Origin of the sequence: Kerstersia sp., assembly GCF_052103615.1 — a bacterium.
Taxonomy (GTDB): domain Bacteria; phylum Pseudomonadota; class Gammaproteobacteria; order Burkholderiales; family Burkholderiaceae_B; genus Kerstersia.
Genome location: NZ_JBQEKA010000071.1, coordinates 1 through 16,270, shown reverse-complemented (window position 1 = coordinate 16,270; position 16,270 = coordinate 1). Strand labels below are relative to the sequence as shown.

The 16,270-nt window shown below is 62.5% G+C and carries 13 protein-coding genes and 1 pseudogene; 9 read left to right on the top strand and 5 right to left on the bottom strand.

The window, feature by feature from the left end; all coding sequences use genetic code 11:
* Positions 1-791 precede the first annotated feature (791 nt).
* Complete coding sequence (gene rng, locus ACTJGZ_RS12715; RefSeq protein ID WP_441663287.1) at positions 792-2,255, top strand: ribonuclease G; 1,464 nt, start codon at positions 792-794, stop codon at positions 2,253-2,255.
* A gap of 65 nt (positions 2,256-2,320) precedes the next feature.
* Entirely contained in the window at positions 2,321-2,713 is a 393-nt protein-coding gene (locus tag ACTJGZ_RS12710) for a hypothetical protein (RefSeq protein WP_441663282.1), read from the top strand.
* 33 nt (positions 2,714-2,746) lie between these two features.
* Here the strand turns inward: ACTJGZ_RS12710 and msbA are convergent, their stop codons facing one another.
* On the bottom strand, positions 2,747-4,474 hold the full coding sequence (gene msbA / locus ACTJGZ_RS12705; protein ID WP_441663286.1) for a lipid A export permease/ATP-binding protein MsbA: 1,728 nt from the start codon (positions 4,472-4,474) through the stop codon (positions 2,747-2,749).
* A gap of 186 nt (positions 4,475-4,660) precedes the next feature.
* On the opposite strand from msbA, the gene ACTJGZ_RS12700 reads away from it, so the two are divergent.
* The 5 genes from ACTJGZ_RS12700 (at position 4,661) to ACTJGZ_RS12680 (ending at position 10,123) form a co-directional block, all read left to right on the top strand.
* Positions 4,661-5,575, top strand: coding sequence for a glycosyltransferase family 9 protein (locus ACTJGZ_RS12700; RefSeq protein WP_441663281.1), 915 nt, complete (start codon positions 4,661-4,663; stop codon positions 5,573-5,575).
* A gap of 10 nt (positions 5,576-5,585) precedes the next feature.
* Positions 5,586-6,362: a YdcF family protein gene (locus tag ACTJGZ_RS12695; protein WP_441663285.1), complete on the top strand. Its 777-nt coding sequence runs from the start codon at positions 5,586-5,588 to the stop codon at positions 6,360-6,362.
* Positions 6,363-6,576: 214 nt separating this feature from the next.
* Entirely contained in the window at positions 6,577-6,849 is a 273-nt protein-coding gene (locus ACTJGZ_RS12690; RefSeq protein ID WP_441663284.1) for a type B 50S ribosomal protein L31, read from the top strand.
* Positions 6,850-6,989: 140 nt separating this feature from the next.
* Positions 6,990-8,723 (top strand): ArnT family glycosyltransferase, encoded by a 1,734-nt coding sequence (locus tag ACTJGZ_RS12685; protein ID WP_441663280.1) that lies wholly within the window; start codon positions 6,990-6,992, stop codon positions 8,721-8,723.
* Positions 8,720-10,123, top strand: coding sequence for an MATE family efflux transporter (locus ACTJGZ_RS12680; RefSeq protein ID WP_441663279.1), 1,404 nt, complete (start codon positions 8,720-8,722; stop codon positions 10,121-10,123). Before ACTJGZ_RS12685 ends, ACTJGZ_RS12680 begins: the two co-directional genes overlap by 4 nt.
* A 121-nt stretch (positions 10,124-10,244) precedes the next feature.
* On the opposite strand, the gene orn is transcribed toward ACTJGZ_RS12680, so the two are convergent.
* On the bottom strand, positions 10,245-10,790 hold the full coding sequence (gene orn / locus ACTJGZ_RS12675) for an oligoribonuclease (RefSeq protein WP_441663278.1): 546 nt from the start codon (positions 10,788-10,790) through the stop codon (positions 10,245-10,247).
* Positions 10,791-10,835: 45 nt separating this feature from the next.
* Here orn and ACTJGZ_RS12670 point away from each other — a divergent pair, with 45 nt between their 5' ends.
* A complete protein-coding gene (locus tag ACTJGZ_RS12670) occupies positions 10,836-12,116 on the top strand; it encodes a M48 family metallopeptidase (protein WP_441663277.1) in 1,281 nt (426 codons plus the stop codon).
* Positions 12,113-13,015 (top strand): ribosome small subunit-dependent GTPase A, encoded by a 903-nt coding sequence (gene rsgA / locus ACTJGZ_RS12665; RefSeq protein WP_441663276.1) that lies wholly within the window; start codon positions 12,113-12,115, stop codon positions 13,013-13,015. The genes ACTJGZ_RS12670 and rsgA overlap by 4 nt, the downstream gene beginning before the upstream one ends.
* Before the next feature lie 34 nt (positions 13,016-13,049).
* On the opposite strand, the gene ACTJGZ_RS12660 is transcribed toward rsgA, so the two are convergent.
* The 3 genes and pseudogenes from ACTJGZ_RS12660 to ACTJGZ_RS12650 all read right to left on the bottom strand — a co-directional run.
* A complete protein-coding gene (locus tag ACTJGZ_RS12660; protein WP_441663275.1) occupies positions 13,050-13,766 on the bottom strand; it encodes a CoA pyrophosphatase in 717 nt (238 codons plus the stop codon).
* A 248-nt stretch (positions 13,767-14,014) separates the two neighbouring features.
* Entirely contained in the window at positions 14,015-15,769 is a 1,755-nt protein-coding gene (locus ACTJGZ_RS12655; RefSeq protein ID WP_441663283.1) for an acetyl/propionyl/methylcrotonyl-CoA carboxylase subunit alpha, read from the bottom strand.
* Positions 15,766-16,270 (bottom strand): annotated as a pseudogene (locus ACTJGZ_RS12650) (allophanate hydrolase); the annotation flags it as partial. The gene ACTJGZ_RS12655 and the pseudogene ACTJGZ_RS12650, both read right to left, overlap by 4 nt.

Here is a 16,270-nt window from a genome sequence, read left to right as displayed (position 1 = left end):
CGAATCCGTTTCCCAGCGCTGCTTGGCCGTCCCTTAGGGATCAAACCGCTGCACCCGAAAACAAACTCCGTTTCCGGCCCCGTTGAACTTTACTGCGCCCCTTTCGCTGAGAAATGTTTGCTGTGCTGCTCAACAGAAAGTGAAATATAGCACGCTTTTCATCGCCGTGTAAAACTTTTTGGAGAAAATTTATCCCCTCCCCGAAATACCGGGGAAATTCAGGGTTCCGGCGGTAGCGCCGAAACAGATACCGACAGGCAAGCTTGGCTGTCGGTCAGGTTCACGGCTTCATTATGCTGACCGCCAGCACGCCATGCCATCCGAGAAAACCCGCCCGGCATCGTCAGGGGTTTACCAGATTGACCGCTATATCAGCCGCCGTATCAACCCCCGCATCAGCCGCCATATCAAGCGGCACCCCAGCAGCCCCAAAAACATTCGCCCACACTCCACACCGTGCCGCATGCTCTGCGGCACAGCGCCCACAGACATTTGGCTCGCCTGCTAACGATCTGTGGCACGCGAAACGGCCATCAAGCATAGAATGGCTGCATTCTGCGCTATCCAGCGTCCAGGCTAGCAGACAGCCACAGCTTCCGTCTGCCACGCGGTACCACTTATATAGAGAAAGAGAGATGTCTTGCGGCAGCGGCCATGCTGGCGCCGCCGGTAAGGCAACGGCCCAGCATCACGTTACCGGCCTTCACTATATATAGAGGAATACCATCCGCGTGCCCGCCGAATGCCAAATGTCGGTTGCCCTCTGCCTGATGCCACTTCAGAGCTTGCCCATGATCGAAGACATTCTTATCAACGTTACGCCTTTCGAAACCCGTGTTGCCATCGTCGAACAAGGTGCCGTGCAAGAATTGCACGTCGAACGCAGCATTCAGCGCGGCCATGTCGGCAATATTTATCTGGGCCGCGTCAATCGCGTCCTGCCCGGCATGCAAAGCGCGTTTGTCGATATCGGACTGGAACGCGCCGCTTTCCTGCATATTGCCGATTTACGCGAAAACCGCCAGGAACGCACACAGGGCCAGGCCATCACGCCTATCGAGAAAATCCTGTTTGAAGGCCAGACTCTGATGGTGCAGGTCATCAAGGACCCGCTAGGCACCAAGGGCGCGCGCCTATCTTCGCAAATCAGTCTGGCTGGGCGGATGCTGGTGCACCTGCCTCACGATCCGCATATCGGCATTTCCCAGAAAATCGAATCCCAGGAAGAGCGCAAGCGGCTGAAGCAGCAATTGACCGCGCTCTTGCCGGAAGATTCACATGGCGGATTCATTCTACGTACCCAGGCAGAAGGCGCGACAGACGAAGAGCTGGCGTCGGATGCCGGCTATTTGCTCAAACTTTGGCAAGGCATTCAACTGGCGGCGCGCCAGCAGGGCGTGCCCTCGCTGCTGCACCAGGATCTGACTTTGGCCGAGCGCGTGCTGCGCGATATCGTCACCCCCAACACCGGCAAGATTCTGGTGGATTCACGCAGCACCAAGGCGGCCATGACGGAATGGGCGCAAATCTACACGCCTGCGCTGACTGAACGCATTCAGCACTACAGCGGTGAACGCCCCCTGTTCGATACCGCCAATGTCGATGAGGAAATTGCCCGCGCCCTGTCCCGGCGGGTGGATTTGAAATCCGGCGGCTACCTGATTGTTGACCAGACCGAAGCGCTGACGACGGTAGATGTAAATACCGGCAGCTTCATCGGCGGGCGGAATTTTGACGACACGGTATTCAAAACCAATCTGGAAGCCGCGCGCGCCATCGCCCGCCAGCTGCGGCTGCGCAACCTTGGCGGCATCATCATTATCGACTTCATCGACATGGATGACCCGGCGCACCGCGATATGGTGTTGCAGGAATTGCAAAAATCCCTGCTGCGCGACCGTACCCGCATGACGATCAATGGCTATACGCAACTCGGCCTGGTGGAAATGACGCGCAAGCGCACGCGTGATTCACTGGCGCATCAATTGTGCGAACCCTGCCCGGTGTGCGAGGCGCGCGGAACCGTGCGCACGGCCAGAACGATTTGTTATGAGATTCTGCGCGAAATCCTGCGTGAGGCCCGCCAGTTCGATCCCAAAGAATTCCGTATCGTCGCCTCGCAGTCCGTGATCGACCTGCTGCTGGAAGAAGAAAGCCAGCATATGGCCATGCTGGGCGACTTTGTAACCAAGCCGATCTCCATGGAGGTCGAGCCGGTTTACCCCCAGGAAAAATACGACATCATCCTGCTCTGACATCCCATCTGGCGGCACGCCCTTGCTTGCCGCCCCCTGCCTATTCCTATTTTCAGAATTCCCCGATGAAGACCTTGCTACTGGCCGCCTCCGGCCTCGCCTGCCTGCTGACTGCCGCCCCGGCACTGGCCAAGGATACCGCCTGCATGATAGAGGGCTCATTCAATCTGATGGGCCAAACCATCAAATCGCGGGATTGCATGCAGGCTGATCCGGCAGAACGCGAGGCCGCTTTCAAATCTTCTTGCGAACAACTGGCCAATACGTCCGCCGCCATGGGCGGCGCGGCCGGAAAAATCACCTATATGGCACAATGCACTACCCCCGCACAAGGGGTTTGCCATGGACTGGCCGGCACGCAACGCGATGCCTACTACTATGAGCGCAATGCCGACGATCTGGCCGCTTTACCGGCAAGCTGCGCCCAACTGGGCGGCCGCTGGAGCAACGGCCACTGACCGCCCTGGCAGCGCCCTGACAACCCGGCAGCCTTAGCTGCCGCGGAACTGCATCTGATACAGCGCGTGATACAGGCCATTCGAAGCGCGCATTAATTCGTCATGGCTGCCACGTTCCACAATCCGGCCTTCATCGAGCACCAGAATGGTGTCGGCGTTCTGCACGGTGGACAAGCGGTGCGCAATCACCAGCGTGGTGCGGTTGCGCATCAAACGCTCCAGCGACGCCTGCACCTGGCGCTCGGCCTCATTATCCAGCGCGGAAGTGGCTTCATCCAGGATCAGAATCGGCGCGTCCTTGATCAGGGCGCGCGCGATCGCCAGGCGCTGACGCTGCCCGCCGGACAGGCGCACAGCATTCACACCCACCTGAGTATGAATGCCATTGGGCAGGCGCTCGACAAAATCAAGCAGACTGGCCGAGCGCAGCGCTTCACGCACGGTTTCGTCGCTGCTGTCCGATGCCACCGCGCCATAGGCCACATTCTCAGCAATGCTGCCGTCAAACAAGACCACATCCTGGCTGACCAGGGAAATCTGGCGGCGCAGGCTGGCCAGGGTCAGCTCGTGGATTTCCTGGCCATCGAGCAACACCTCGCCCCCGCTGGGTTCGATAAAGCGCGGCAGCATGTTCACCAGCGTGGTCTTGCCGCTGCCTGAGCGCCCCACCAGGGCAATGGTCTTGCCCGGCTCCGCAACAAAGGAAATATCTTCCAGGGTCGGACGGTCCGTATCCGGGAAACAGTGCGACACGCCACGGAATTCGACGCGGCCATGGGCATGTTCCAGCACTTTCTTGCCCTTGTCCTGTTCCACCGGCTCGTCGATCATCTGGAACACGCTTTCCGCCGACGCCAGCATCTTCTGCATGCCGCCAGAGACGCGGGTCAAACGCCGCACCGGATCAAAAATCTGCGCCAATGCCGTAATGAAAGCGGCAAAACTGCCGACTGTCAGAGTGCCCTGGTTGGCCTGGTTCAAGGCGACCGCAATGGCGCCAGCAACCGCAACGGCCACGCACATCTGCGTGACCGGCGTCATGGCGCTATCGGCGGTTGCCGAACGCATGGCAAAGCGGCGCAGACGCCCGTTGACGTAGCCAAACCCTTCGCGCGCCCGGTCATACCCGTCGAACAGCTTGACCACCCGCTGCCCGGCAATGGTTTCACTGACCACATGCGTCAGTTCGGCATTCATATTGACCGTATCACGATTGATATGGCGCAGACGGCGGATGAACACCCGGGACACCTGCACGGCCACCGGCATCATGACCAGGACGATCAGGGACAACTGCCAGGACATATAGAACAGCACCGCAATCATGGACAGCACGATCAGCGATTCGCGGATCAGGACTGTCATGACACTGGTGGCGTAACCGGTCACGTTGCCCGCATCTATGGTGAAGCGGTTGAGCAGCCTGCCGTTTTCTCCGGCGCGAAACGCTTCGTCCGGCAAGCCCAGCAGGCGCTCGAACATATCACGCCGCAAGCCCAGCAACACATTATTGGCCACCCAGGCCAGCAAATAGTCGCTGAAGAAGCTGAGCCCCCCGCGCACAGCGATCATTGCAATGACCAGCGAAGGGAAAATCCAGATATAGTCAGGGTTGCCACCGCTGAAACCGTCATCAAGCAGCGGTTTCATGATAAGCGCCAGCGCCGGTTGTGTCAGCGCCGCACCTGTCATCAGGGCGATCGCCAGCGCCAGGCCTTTCCAGTATTGGCCGACTCTTGCGTAAATCCGCCGCCAGAGCATGCGCTCTTCGGATACGGGTTTACCGGCATGCGCAGGTTTTTCTTTCGATTTCAATGCAGACTCGCTTCCAAGGCTGAATACAATGTTGGAAGATTGTACCGTCACCACCTGTTTTTCCTGATGCGCACTTTTCCGAAACCGACCAGAATCTATCTCCGCCTGCCAAATTGGGTGGGGGATACCTGCATGGCGCTGCCTTCGCTGGAGTTATTGAATCAGGCTGGCGTCCCTGTCGTGGCCTGCGGGCGCGCCTGGGGCGCCAACCTGCTGGCGCACATGCCGCTTGAAGATTATCTGCCCTTCGGGCGCAAGATCCTGCATAACCGCCAGATCCTGCATACCCACATGAAAGCCCACCGGCAGGCCGGCGGCCGCAGCGTCGGGCTGCTATTGCCGGATTCCTTATCCAGCGCGCTCAGCTTCCGCCTGGCCGGTTTGCCCTGCGCGGGTTATCGCGATGACGGCCGCAGCTTCCTGCTGCGCTGGCCGATCCAGAAGCCACCGCAAGCCCTGCATGCCGTGGAGTCCTGGTATGAAGTCACGCGCCAGGCCCTGCAATTGTGGAATTTGCCGCATGGCTCCGTCACGCCACCGCCCAAGTCGCCGCTGCGCCTGGGCCAGGAAGATCATCAACAGGCGCGTGACTGCCTGGCCCAGGCCGGTTTGCAGGATCAGCCTTTCATTATGATTGCCCCGACGGCCACTGGCCTGCATCGCGGCAAGGTAAAAGTCTGGCCGCACTATGAAGCGCTGACCCAGGCCCTGCAGGCCAAGGGCTGGACCGTCGTCATGGCGCCGCCGGCTGATGAAACCGACATTGCCAAACAGAATGCGCCCAGCGCCGTGCTGCTTGCCCCGCTGCCGCTGCGCGCCTTCGCGGCGCTGACCACCCGCGCCGCGTTAGTGGTCTGCAACGATTCTGGCGTCTCGCATATTGCCGCCGCGGCTTCTGCGCGGCAACTGACGCTATTTGGCGTGTCCGACCCGGAAGACAGCCGCCCCTGGTCGCCATTTGCCAACTATATGGGTGATGAACACAACTGGCCCAGCCTGGACCAGGTGCTCAACCGCATTTCGAGCCTGCTTGCCGCTCCCGCCTGATTTCACCATGATGACTTCCCCCGTCGAACTCCTGTCTTCCCTGGTCATTCCGCTGCACCTGAGTCTGTTTCTGCTGGCCTGCGCCCTGATCGTCGGTTTCCTGCGCCTGCGCCGCCTGCGCAATCTGCTGGTCGGTCTGGCATTGGTGTGGTCGCTGGCGTGGTCGCTGCCGGCGACCTCCATCTGGGCTGGCGGCATGCTGGAAAACACCTACCCTTACCAGGCAGCCGCTGAACTGCCCGCGGCGGATGTCATCGTCGTGCTGGGCGGCCAGACCGCCAACGGCAGGCCGAACTGGTTCCTGCCGGAAGTGGCATCGCACAAACCCAGCCGCACAGCCCGCGCCGCAGAAATCTATCTGGCAGGCCGCGCCCCGTATGTTCTGCCTTCCGGCGGTGCCGCCGAAGGCCCTGTCAGTGAAGCGGAGGGCATGGCGCAGATGTTGCGCCAGCAAGGCGTGCCGCGTGAAGCGCTGCTGCTGGAAACCGCGAGCCGCAATACTTATGAAAACGCTCATCTGACCACTCGCGTACTGCATCAGAACAATCTGAAAAAAGTGCTGCTTGTGACTTCCGCGCTACATATGCCGCGCTCGGTCGCCACCTTCGATAAACAAGGGGTTACCGTCATTCCTGCCGCGGCTGCGCCGCAGATCACCCAGCCCGCCGGCAGCGGCGCGCTCTGGCCCTGGATGCCGAATCTGCGCGCTTTTGAAGCCAGCCGCTCCATCATCAAGGAGTACATCGGGCTGGCGGTTTACCAATTGCGCGGCTGGGCCGCAACCTGAAAACCCCTAAGCAACTTGCGGCAATCATGCTAGAATCGCGAGTTGTTTTTACCGACCAGCCTGGGAACGTGGCTGGTTTCCCGCAGCCGGTTCTGCCGGCTCCTGTCTTCATGCCCTTCCCGCTGTAAACGTCCTGCGCGTTTCCTACCGGGCTCTGCTGGCGGCAATGCGTGCGAAACCTGCTGGCGACCCGACATACATACAGGATATTTCCATGAAAGAAGGCATTCACCCCGACTACCGCGACGTGGTTTTCCAGGATCTGATCACTGGCACCAAGTTCGTGACCCGTTCCACCGTGCACACGCGTGAAACCGTCGAACTGGACGGCAAGACCTACCCGCTGTTCAAGTGCGACGTGACCTCCGAATCGCACCCCTTCTACACCGGCGCGCAAACCCGCGTTGTCGAAACCGGCCGCGTCGAGAAGTTCCGCGCCCGTTTCGCCCGCACCGCCGGCGCCAAGAAGGCTGCCAACGCGTCGTAATCCGACACGTTCCTTCCGCGCCCCAGGCGCAGATGAAAAAGGCAGCCGTGACGGCTGCCTTTTTTTCAGCTATACACTTCGTACTGACAAGCCGTGCTTCCCGCCAGGGAGGCGTTTCCTTTTCCGATCCTGCCTCCCCCGTGCACGCCCAACATACCGCGACACCTTCACGCCTGACCGCTACCGCCACCCGGAAACTTCCGCGCCTGGCGCTGCTGTGCCTGGCCGCCGTTTATATTCTGGCTGGCCTGTTTTTCCGCGACCCCTGGAAAAGCGACGATATCATCGGCGTCGCCACCATGCTGACGGCATTGCGTGAAGGACCGCTAGGCTGGCTGCTGCCGCAAATCGGCAACTATGCCTATGCTCAGGGCGGCCCGCTGCCCACCTGGGCTGGCGCCATTACCATCTGGCTGGCCGGGCCGCTGATGGGCGATTTCGCCGCAGCCCGGCTGCCCAATCTGATCTGGTTCGCCATCATGGCCAGCGCCACCTGGTATGGCACTTATTTATTGGGCCGCCGCCCCGAGGCTCAGCCGCTGGCCCTGCCCTTTGGCGGCGAGCCGCCCGCGCGCGACTATGGCCGCATGCTGGCCGATACGGCCTTGCTCATGGTGCTGGCCACCGTCGGCATCCTGCTGCGCGTGCATGAAAGCTCCGCCATGCCGCCCATGCTGGCCTGCCTGACGCTGGCTTATTACGGCATGGCGCGGATGCTGGACAAGCCCATCAGCGGCGCCATTACCCTGGGCGTGGCCCTGGCCGGCGCGCTGCTGACACGCGGCCTGCCCGGCGCCGTTCCCATCTTGCTGGCCATTGTCATCTTGCTGCTGCCCGCGCCGCGCCACGTCAGCCTGCCGCGCCATTGGCTGCTGGCAGCGCTGGCGCTGGGCGCCCTGCTTTTCCTGGCCTGGTATCTGCCTGCCAGCGCTGCTGGCCCTTACTGGACCCAGCAATGGCTAAGCTGGAACCTGGGCCAATTCGGTATTCCCCAGCCCGCCATCATCCTGCGCAGCCTGCGCGATCTGTCCTGGTTCCTGTGGCCCACCTGGCCGCTGGCGCTGCTGGCGCTGTGGCGCTGGCGGCAATGGACAGCGGCCCCGCATATCCGCTTGCCGGCATCTCTGGCCGGCGGCGCCATCCTGTGCCTGCTGGCCATGGGCGAGCCGTTCGAACCCGAATTCGCCATGCTGGTCCTGCCTTTCGCCGTGCTGGCTGCTTTCGCGCTGCCAACCCTGCGCCGCGGCGTGATCAACACGCTGGACTGGTTTGCCATCATGTGTTTTTCGCTCACCGTGGCATCGGTCTGGCTGGGCTGGGTGGCGCTGCATTTTGGCTGGCCGACCAAGATCGCAGGCAATATCGCGCGCCAGACCAGCGGTTTTGAACCTCATATCAATCTGCTGGCTACCTTGCTGGCCTTGCTGGCCACTGGCCTGTGGGCCGCCCTGGTTAACTGGCGCCTGCGCACTCACCCGACTGCCCTCTGGCGCGGCACTATCCTGTCCGCTTGCGGCTTGACCGCCACCTGGGTGCTGCTGGCGCTGCTCTGGCTGCCAGCCATTGATTACGCCCGCAGCTACCGCGCGACCTCGCAGGAATTGGCGCAGGCCATCAGCGCCAATCTGCGGCCGGGTGAATGCGTGCGCAGCAGCGGCCTGGGGCTGGCCCAGCGCGCGGCCTTCCAGGTGTTCTCCAAGCTGAACTTCGATTTTTCAGGCAACTGCAATTTGATTCTGCTGCAAACGACCAACCGCCGGCTGGAAAGCGCCGGCTTGCCTGCCCTCGCGCGCGAAGGACAAATTCTCTGGCGCGGCGGCCGTACCGCCGACCGGCATGAGGTCTTCTTCCTGATCCGGCGCCCCGCACCATGATTGCCAGCGAGCCTTCCAGTCTGCGGCACAACCTGAAGCATATCGCCCGCAATGCCTGGCCCGTCCTGATCAGCCAGTGGGCTGGCGTTGCCTTTGGCGTGCTCGATACCGCCATGACTGGCCACGCTTCGCCCACGGATCTGGCTGCCATGGGGCTGTCGGTCTCTATTTATGTCACGGTTTTCGTTGGCCTGATGGGCGTGCTGCATGCCCTGATTCCCATTCTTTCGCAGCAATTCGGTGCCAAGCAATACCATGAGCTGGGCCGCACCTGGGGCCAGGGCGTGTGGCTGGCGCTGGGCCTGTCCGTGATCGGCTCGACACTGATGCTGTTCCCCGACATGTGGCTGAGCCTGTCAGGCGATGTTGCCCCGGAAGTCCGGGCCAGTATCGCCGCCTATCTGCGCGCGCTGGCGCTGGCGCTGCCCTTTGCGCTGGTCTTCCGCACGATTTACGCGCTAGGCAATGCCGTATCGCGCCCGAAAATCGTCATGGCAATCAACCTGGCCGGCATCGGCTTCAAGGCCTTTTTCAACTGGCTGCTGATTTACGGCAATCTGGGCCTGCCGGCCCTGGGCGCGCAAGGCGCAGGCCTGTCCACGGCGCTGGTCTTTATGATTTCACTGGCCGCGGGCATCCTGGTGCTGCGCCATGACACCTTTTTCCGCCAATTCGCCCTGCGGGTGGGCCGGATACGCTGGAGCGACCAGAAAACCTTGCTGCGCCTGGGCCTGCCCATGGGCGGCTCCTATCTGATCGAGGTCTCGGCTTTCACCTTCATGGCCTTGTTAGTCGCGCGCGAAGGCACATACGTCATCGGCGCGCAGCAGATCATTTCCAATCTGGCCGCGCTGTGCTTCATGATGCCCATGGCCATCGGCGTTTCTACGGCAGCGCTGTCCGCCCGCGCCCTGGGCGCGCGCGACCCCATGCTGTCCCGCCGCATCAGCAGCGCCGGGATCGTGCTCGCCCTGACCGGCGCGGTCCTGACGGTTTGCATTCTGGTGCTGGGGCGGCCGCTGATCGTCCGCGCCTATACCGACGAACCGCATGTCGCCGCCGTGGTGCTGACACTGATGCCGCTGCTTGCGCTGTTCCACATCGTGGATGCCATGCAGTGCATCAACTCCTACCTGTTGCGTGCCCATAAGGTCGCCTTTGTTCCCATGCTGCTGCAAGGCCTGGCCTTGGGCCTGGTGGGGCTGACTGGCGGCTGGTATCTGGGTCTGGGCCCAGGGCGCGGCATGTTTGACGGCGTGCGCGAAGCCTTGATTCCAGGCTCCCCGCAAGGCGCGGGCACCATGTGGCTGATGGCCTCTGTCGGCCTGACGCTGTCTGCCGCCCTGCTGCATAGCTGGTACCGTCGCGTGTCGCGCCTGTCATTGCGGGAAGACCGCTAACACCGCTAACACCACGCCTGTCCGCCCTTTGCCCAATAAAAATGCCGGCCCAGGCTGGATTACCTGGGCCGGCATTTTTTCCGCGGTTCGGCGTTTTCCCCGGCGGGGCGCGCCGTCATTCTCAAACTTTGAGAAAGTGCTCGCGGTAGTATTTCAGTTCATCTATGGATTCATAGATATCCGCCAGGGCCTCATGACGGGATTTTTTATCGAATCCCTTATAGACCTCGGGCTTCCAGCGCCGCGCCAGCTCTTTAAGCGTGCTGACATCCAGGTTCCGGTAATGAAAGAACTGCTCGAAGCGCGGCATGTAGCGGAACATGAAGCGGCGGTCCTGGCTGATGGTATTGCCGCACAGCGGCGATTTTCCTGCCGGGACGTGCTGCGCCAGAAAGGCCAGCAGGATATCCTCTGCCTCGGCTTCCGTCGTCGTGGATGCGCGCACCCGTTCCGTCAGGCCGCTGCGCCCATGGGTAGCCGTATTCCATTTGTCCATTGCATTGAGCAGCGCGTCGTCCTGGTGGATGGCAAGCACCGGGCCTTCTGCCACAATAGTGAGATCCGGTTCCGTCACCACGACAGCCACTTCGATGATGCGTTCTTTTTCCGGGTCCAGACCGGTCATTTCCATGTCCAGCCAGACCAGGCGATTTTCGTTCCGAGCCATATAATCTGCCTTTAAAACACGACATTTTCTCATACCCCAGCCTACATGCTCCTGCCTGACGCATTTCCTGCTCCCCTGACCTGGCTGTTCCTTGCCGCCCTGGTGCTGAACCTGCTGGCCAAGCGGCTGCTGGGCGCTCGCCATGCCCGTCATGTCAAGGCGCATCGGGGACGCGTCCCGGACGCCTTTGCCGGTCATATCGGTTTGTTCAGCCACCAGCGCGCTGCCGACTACACGGCGGCCCGCCTGCGTTTCAACTGGCTCAATACCTGCGCCGATGCCCTGGTCCTGCTGGCCCTGACCTTGGGAGGCGGCCTCACGGCGCTGGATGCCTGGCTGGCAGATTGGCATTGGGCACCCTTGCCGCACCAGCTGGCGCTGCTCGGCCTGACGCTGCTGGTCATGGCGCCGGTCGATCTCTGCTTCAGCTGGTGGCGGCATTTCAGGCTGGAAGCCCGCTTCGGCTTCAATCGCATGACCCAAGGCCTGTTCGTGGCCGACAGTCTCAAAGGCGCCTTGCTGAGCGTTGTCCTGGGCGCACCGCTGGCTGCCGCTTTTCTGGCCTTGATGAGTTCGGGCGCTTACTGGTGGCTGTATGCTTGGCTGCTCTGGTCCGCTTTCAGCCTGCTGATCATGCTGGTCTTCCCGGCCTGGATCGCGCCGCTCTTCAACCGTTTTTCGCCCCTGGACGACCCCGCCCTGAGCCAGCGCATTCATGCGCTGGCCAAACGCTGCGGCTTTGCCCTCAATGGCCTGTTCGTCATGGATGGCTCCAGGCGCTCGGCTCATGGCAACGCCTACTTCACCGGTATAGGTAAAACGCGCCGCATTGTCTTCTTCGATACCCTGCTGAGCAAACTGAACCATGATGAGATCGAAGCCGTGCTGGCCCATGAGCTCGGCCACTTCAAGCACGGCCATATCCGCCAGCGGCTGATGCTGGCGCTGGCGCTGTCACTGGCCACGCTGGGCCTGCTGGCCTGGCTGGCCGCCCAGCCAGGCTTCTATGCCGCATTCAATGCCGTGCCCGCCGGGCCAGCCAGCCAGCCGGTCATGGCCCTGCTGCTGTTTTTCCTGGTCAGCCCGGTTTTCACCTTTTTCCTGACACCGGTGCGCAGCTGGCTGTCGCGCCGCCATGAATATCAGGCCGACACGTACGCGGCAGCGCAAAGCCAGCCCGCCTTTCTGGTCGCCGCCCTGCTCAAGCTTTATAACGATAACGCCGCTACCCTGACACCCGACCCCGTGCATTCCGCCTTCTACGATACCCACCCTCCCGCCGCGCTGCGCATCGCCCATCTCAACCGCCTGGAGCAAGCCGCATGAGTTCCACGCTGGAGGGCCGCGTCATTGCCGCGCACGGCAGGCATTATGAAGTCGAACTGGCTGACGGCAGCCTGCGCCAATGCTATCCGCGCGGCAAAAAGGCCGCCGCCGCCGCAGTCGGCGACTATGTCGCCATCGCACCGGAAGGCCTGGACGGCGGCAGCATTGCGGCCGTGCATGAGCGGCGCAATCTGCTCTACCGCTCCGACGCCATGCGTACCAAACAGTTCGCTGCCAACGTTGACCGCCTCCTGATCGTGGTGGCCGTGCAGCCGACGTTTTCAGATGATTTGCTCGGACGCGCCCTGGCCGGCGCCTGGACGGCCGGCATTGAACCCTTGATTCTGCTGAACAAGACAGACCTGCATGACGGGCAGGAACAAGCCGAGCTGCGCCTGGCCCCCTATGTGCGCCTGGGCGTTCCCATCCTGCGCCTGAGCGCCCACGATAGCGCCGCCACCCGCGCCCAGCTGGCGCCGGAACTGGCCGGGCGCACCAGTCTATTGCTGGGGCAAAGCGGCATGGGGAAATCCACGCTGCTCAATGCGCTGGCGCCCGAAGCTGGCGCGGCCACGCGTGAACATTCCACTGCGCTGGATACCGGCAGACATACCACCACCAGCACACGCCTGTATCATTTGCCCGCGCCTGGCGGTGACTTGATAGATTCGCCGGGGTTCCAGGCCTTTGGCCTGCAGCATCTTTCTGCCGGGGATATCGAACGCGGCTTCCCCGAGTTCACCGCGCACATCCCCTCTTGCCGCTTCTACAACTGCACGCATCGCCGTGAACCCAGCTGCGGCGTGCTGGGCGCCCTGGAACGGCAGGAGATAGATGCCAGCCGCTATGCCCTGTACTTGCGCTTGCTGGAAGAACTGGAAGCAGGCCAGCGCTACTGAGCCCTCAGCCATTGAACTGGCCGCCCCAGCGGAATCAAGTGCCCGGACGCAAGGCCAGGTAGAGATTGCGCAGCATGGCGGCGGTCGCGCCCCAGATGAAGTACTTGTCCCAGGAAACCGAGTAATAGCTGCGGTTGGCGCCATCGGGCAATTGCGCCGAATGGATCCGGTAATTGGCAGGATCCAGCAGATACTCCAGAGGCGCTTCGAAAATCTCGGCAACTTCGCGTTCCGCCGGCGTCAAGGCAGGATTGCCTTCCACCCAGGCCGCAATCGGTGTCACAGCAAAGCCCGTCACCGTCAGATATTGCGGCAATGCCCCCAATACCCGAACCTGCTCCGGCTTCAAACCGATTTCCTCGTGGCTTTCGCGTAGCGCCGTCGCCACCGGCCCGTTATCCGTATGTTCGGCCCGCCCGCCGGGGAAGCTGATCTGCCCGGCATGATGGCTCAGGTTAGCGCTGCGCTGGGTCAGGAGCATGCCTGCGCCATCGCCGCGCATCACGATGGGCATCAGCACCGCAGCCTGAACCGGCTGCCGCATGGCTGCCGGCAGTGCCCGCAAGCTCAGGCCGCTATCGCCGCCCAGCACAGACCCCGGCACAGGGCGTAATTGATCCAGGCGCGCCTGGATTGCATCCCCCGTCAATAACTCTGCGGGCAAGCGCGTTTCCCGCGGAATCGGCGCCCAGGGTTGGGCCTGCGGATCGAAGATCTGCACATCCCTGGACGTTTCGGAAGTTTCAGCCATGGTACTTATTCCCATGCCAGCCGCCTATGACCCGCCATCACGGCACGCCAACCATCGCATGCCGCCAGCGGCGGGAGCAAACTGACGAATCCTTGTTTGACCGGGAGTATATCCCTGGGTTCCCGGCCAAATGCCGCCCGCCCCGCCCTGGCGTGCGGCCAGGGACGGTCATCTGTTACTCATCGCAACAGCAACGGCAGCCCAGGCTGCCCCCGCCAGGCCGGCCGCAGGGCCCGGCGCGGCCTGGATCAAATGATTTCGGCCAGCGCCGCGCCTGCCTCGATCTGGCTTCCCGCAGCGGCCAAACGATGCAGACGGCCCGCGCGCGGCGCGACAATATTCATCTCCATCTTCATGGCCTCCATCACCGCCAGCAGATCCCCTTCGGCTACCTCGGCGCCTTCTTCCGCTTTCCAGCCCTGCAACTGACCGGCAATGGGCGCGACGACGGCACCGGCTGGAGACGCCTGAGACGCTTGGAACGCTTCATCCGCCGCGACGCCTGGCGCCCTCGTCAGGCTTGCGCCCGGCGCGGCAGACAGCGTTTGCAGCATGGCCGCCGGCAGCCCCAACACCACGCGCCGCCCATCCCATTCAATGGCCACCCGCTGCATGGCCACGTCCTCTGCCAGTTCGGGACGGGCCTCGGGCGACAGATGATTGCTGAAATCCGTCTCTATCCAGCGCGTATGGATGCGAAACGGTTCAGCGCCGATGAAATCGTCATGCGCCATGACTGCCCGATGGAAAGGCAACACGGTGGCCAAGCCCTCAATGCGGAATTCCGCCAGCGCGCGGCGCGCGCGGGCGATGGCCTGCGCGCGCGTCGCCCCCGTGACAATGAGTTTGGCCATCAGGGAATCAAACTGCCCCGAGACTTGCGAACCTGCCATAACACCGCTATCCACTCTGACCCCTGGCCCGGCCGGCGCTTCGAATACCCGCACTGGTCCAGGGCTGGGCAAGAACCCGCGGCCCACATCTTCGGCATTGATACGGAATTCAAAGGCATGGCCGCGCGGCGCGGGCGTTTCACGGATGGACAAAGGCAGGCCATCAGCAATGCGCAATTGTTCCAGCACGAGATCCACCCCGGCGGTTTCCTCGGTGACAGGATGCTCCACCTGCAAACGCGTGTTGACTTCCAGGAAGGAAAGCGCGCCGTCGGCGCTCAGCAGGAACTCCACGGTGCCCGCCCCCACGTAACCGGCAGCCGCGCAAATATCATGCGCGGCGCGGTGGATACGGTCGCGCTGATCCTGGCTCAGAAAGGGCGCTGGCGCCTCTTCCACCAATTTCTGATTGCGCCGCTGCAAGGAACAATCCCGGGTGCCCAGCACCACCACATGCCCTTGCTGATCCGCCAGCACCTGGGCTTCCACATGCCTGGGCCTGTCCAGATATTGCTCGACAAAGCATTCCCCCCGGCCAAAGGCCGTGACCGCTTCGCGCACCGCAGAGTCATACAGGGCTTCGATGTCTTCAAGCTTCCAGGCCACCTTCAAACCGCGCCCGCCGCCGCCATAAGCCGCCTTGATCGCCAACGGCAAGCCGTGCTCCTGCGCAAAGGCCAGCACCTCGCCCGCATCCCTGACCGGATTCGCCGTGCCCTGCACCAGTGGCGCGCCAACCTGCATGGCCAGCTTGCGTGCCTGCACCTTGTCACCCAGTTGTTCAATCGCGGCGGGCGGCGGACCGATCCAGATCAGGCCGGCATCCAGCACCGCCTGCGCGAATGCCGCGCTTTCCGATAGAAAACCATATCCCGGATGCACGGCATCGGCGCCGCTGCGGCGAGCGATGTCCAGCAGCTTGCCGATATTCAGGTAGGTGTCCGCAGGCCGTTCTCCCTGCAGGGCGTAGGCTTCGTCGGCCATGCGCACATGCAAGGCGTCAGCATCCGCGTCGGCATACACCGCGACGGCGGCCACGCCATAGTCGGCGCACGCCCTGACGAGACGGACGGCAATTTCACCGCGATTGGCAATCAGGATTTTTTTCATGGCGATGACGTAGAAGAAATGGGAGCTGGCGTGAGAGGGGACCATGCCTCAATCACACGAAAACGCACCTCGGCGCCGACGGGAATCTGGCCGGCGCGGTCCAGATCGTGAGGTGCCACGCAAGCAATGACAGGATAACCGCCAGTCAGTGGCCGGTCCGCCAGAAACAGCACCGGCTGGCCATCGGGCGGCACCTGCAAGGCGCCAGCCACCGTTCCCTCGCTAGGCAGTTCCTCCTGCCTGGACCGGCGCAGCGGCTGCGCGCCAGCCAGGCGGATGCCGACGCGGTTGGACTGCGGTGTCGCCTGCCAGGCCTGACCAGTCAAGAGCGCCACGGTTTCAGGCGTAAACCAATCGGTTCTGGGCCCCAGCGTGATGTCCAGCCAAACCGGTGCGCCCAGGCGGGGCATATCCTGCCGGGGCACGCCCGGCGCCCCGACCACGCCCTGACTGGCAGGGCAGACCGGCAGAATGTCTCCAGGCTTTAAAACCGCCGGGCCA

Bases quoted from the DNA above. Each gene is read 5' to 3' on its own strand.
- ACTJGZ_RS12655 (WP_441663283.1), bottom strand. From the start codon at position 15,769: ATGAAAAAAATCCTGATTGCCAATCGCGGTGAAATTGCCGTCCGTCTC.
- ACTJGZ_RS12660 (WP_441663275.1), bottom strand. From the start codon at position 13,766: ATGGCTGAAACTTCCGAAACGTCCAGGGATGTGCAGATCTTCGATCCG.
- ACTJGZ_RS12680 (WP_441663279.1), top strand. From the start codon at position 8,720: ATGATTGCCAGCGAGCCTTCCAGTCTGCGGCACAACCTGAAGCATATC.
- orn (WP_441663278.1), bottom strand. From the start codon at position 10,790: ATGGCTCGGAACGAAAATCGCCTGGTCTGGCTGGACATGGAAATGACC.
- ACTJGZ_RS12690 (WP_441663284.1), top strand. From the start codon at position 6,577: ATGAAAGAAGGCATTCACCCCGACTACCGCGACGTGGTTTTCCAGGAT.
- msbA (WP_441663286.1), bottom strand. From the start codon at position 4,474: ATGCTCTGGCGGCGGATTTACGCAAGAGTCGGCCAATACTGGAAAGGC.
- ACTJGZ_RS12695 (WP_441663285.1), top strand. From the start codon at position 5,586: ATGACTTCCCCCGTCGAACTCCTGTCTTCCCTGGTCATTCCGCTGCAC.
- ACTJGZ_RS12700 (WP_441663281.1), top strand. From the start codon at position 4,661: ATGGCGCTGCCTTCGCTGGAGTTATTGAATCAGGCTGGCGTCCCTGTC.
- ACTJGZ_RS12710 (WP_441663282.1), top strand. From the start codon at position 2,321: ATGAAGACCTTGCTACTGGCCGCCTCCGGCCTCGCCTGCCTGCTGACT.
- rng (WP_441663287.1), top strand. From the start codon at position 792: ATGATCGAAGACATTCTTATCAACGTTACGCCTTTCGAAACCCGTGTT.
- ACTJGZ_RS12670 (WP_441663277.1), top strand. From the start codon at position 10,836: ATGCTCCTGCCTGACGCATTTCCTGCTCCCCTGACCTGGCTGTTCCTT.
- rsgA (WP_441663276.1), top strand. From the start codon at position 12,113: ATGAGTTCCACGCTGGAGGGCCGCGTCATTGCCGCGCACGGCAGGCAT.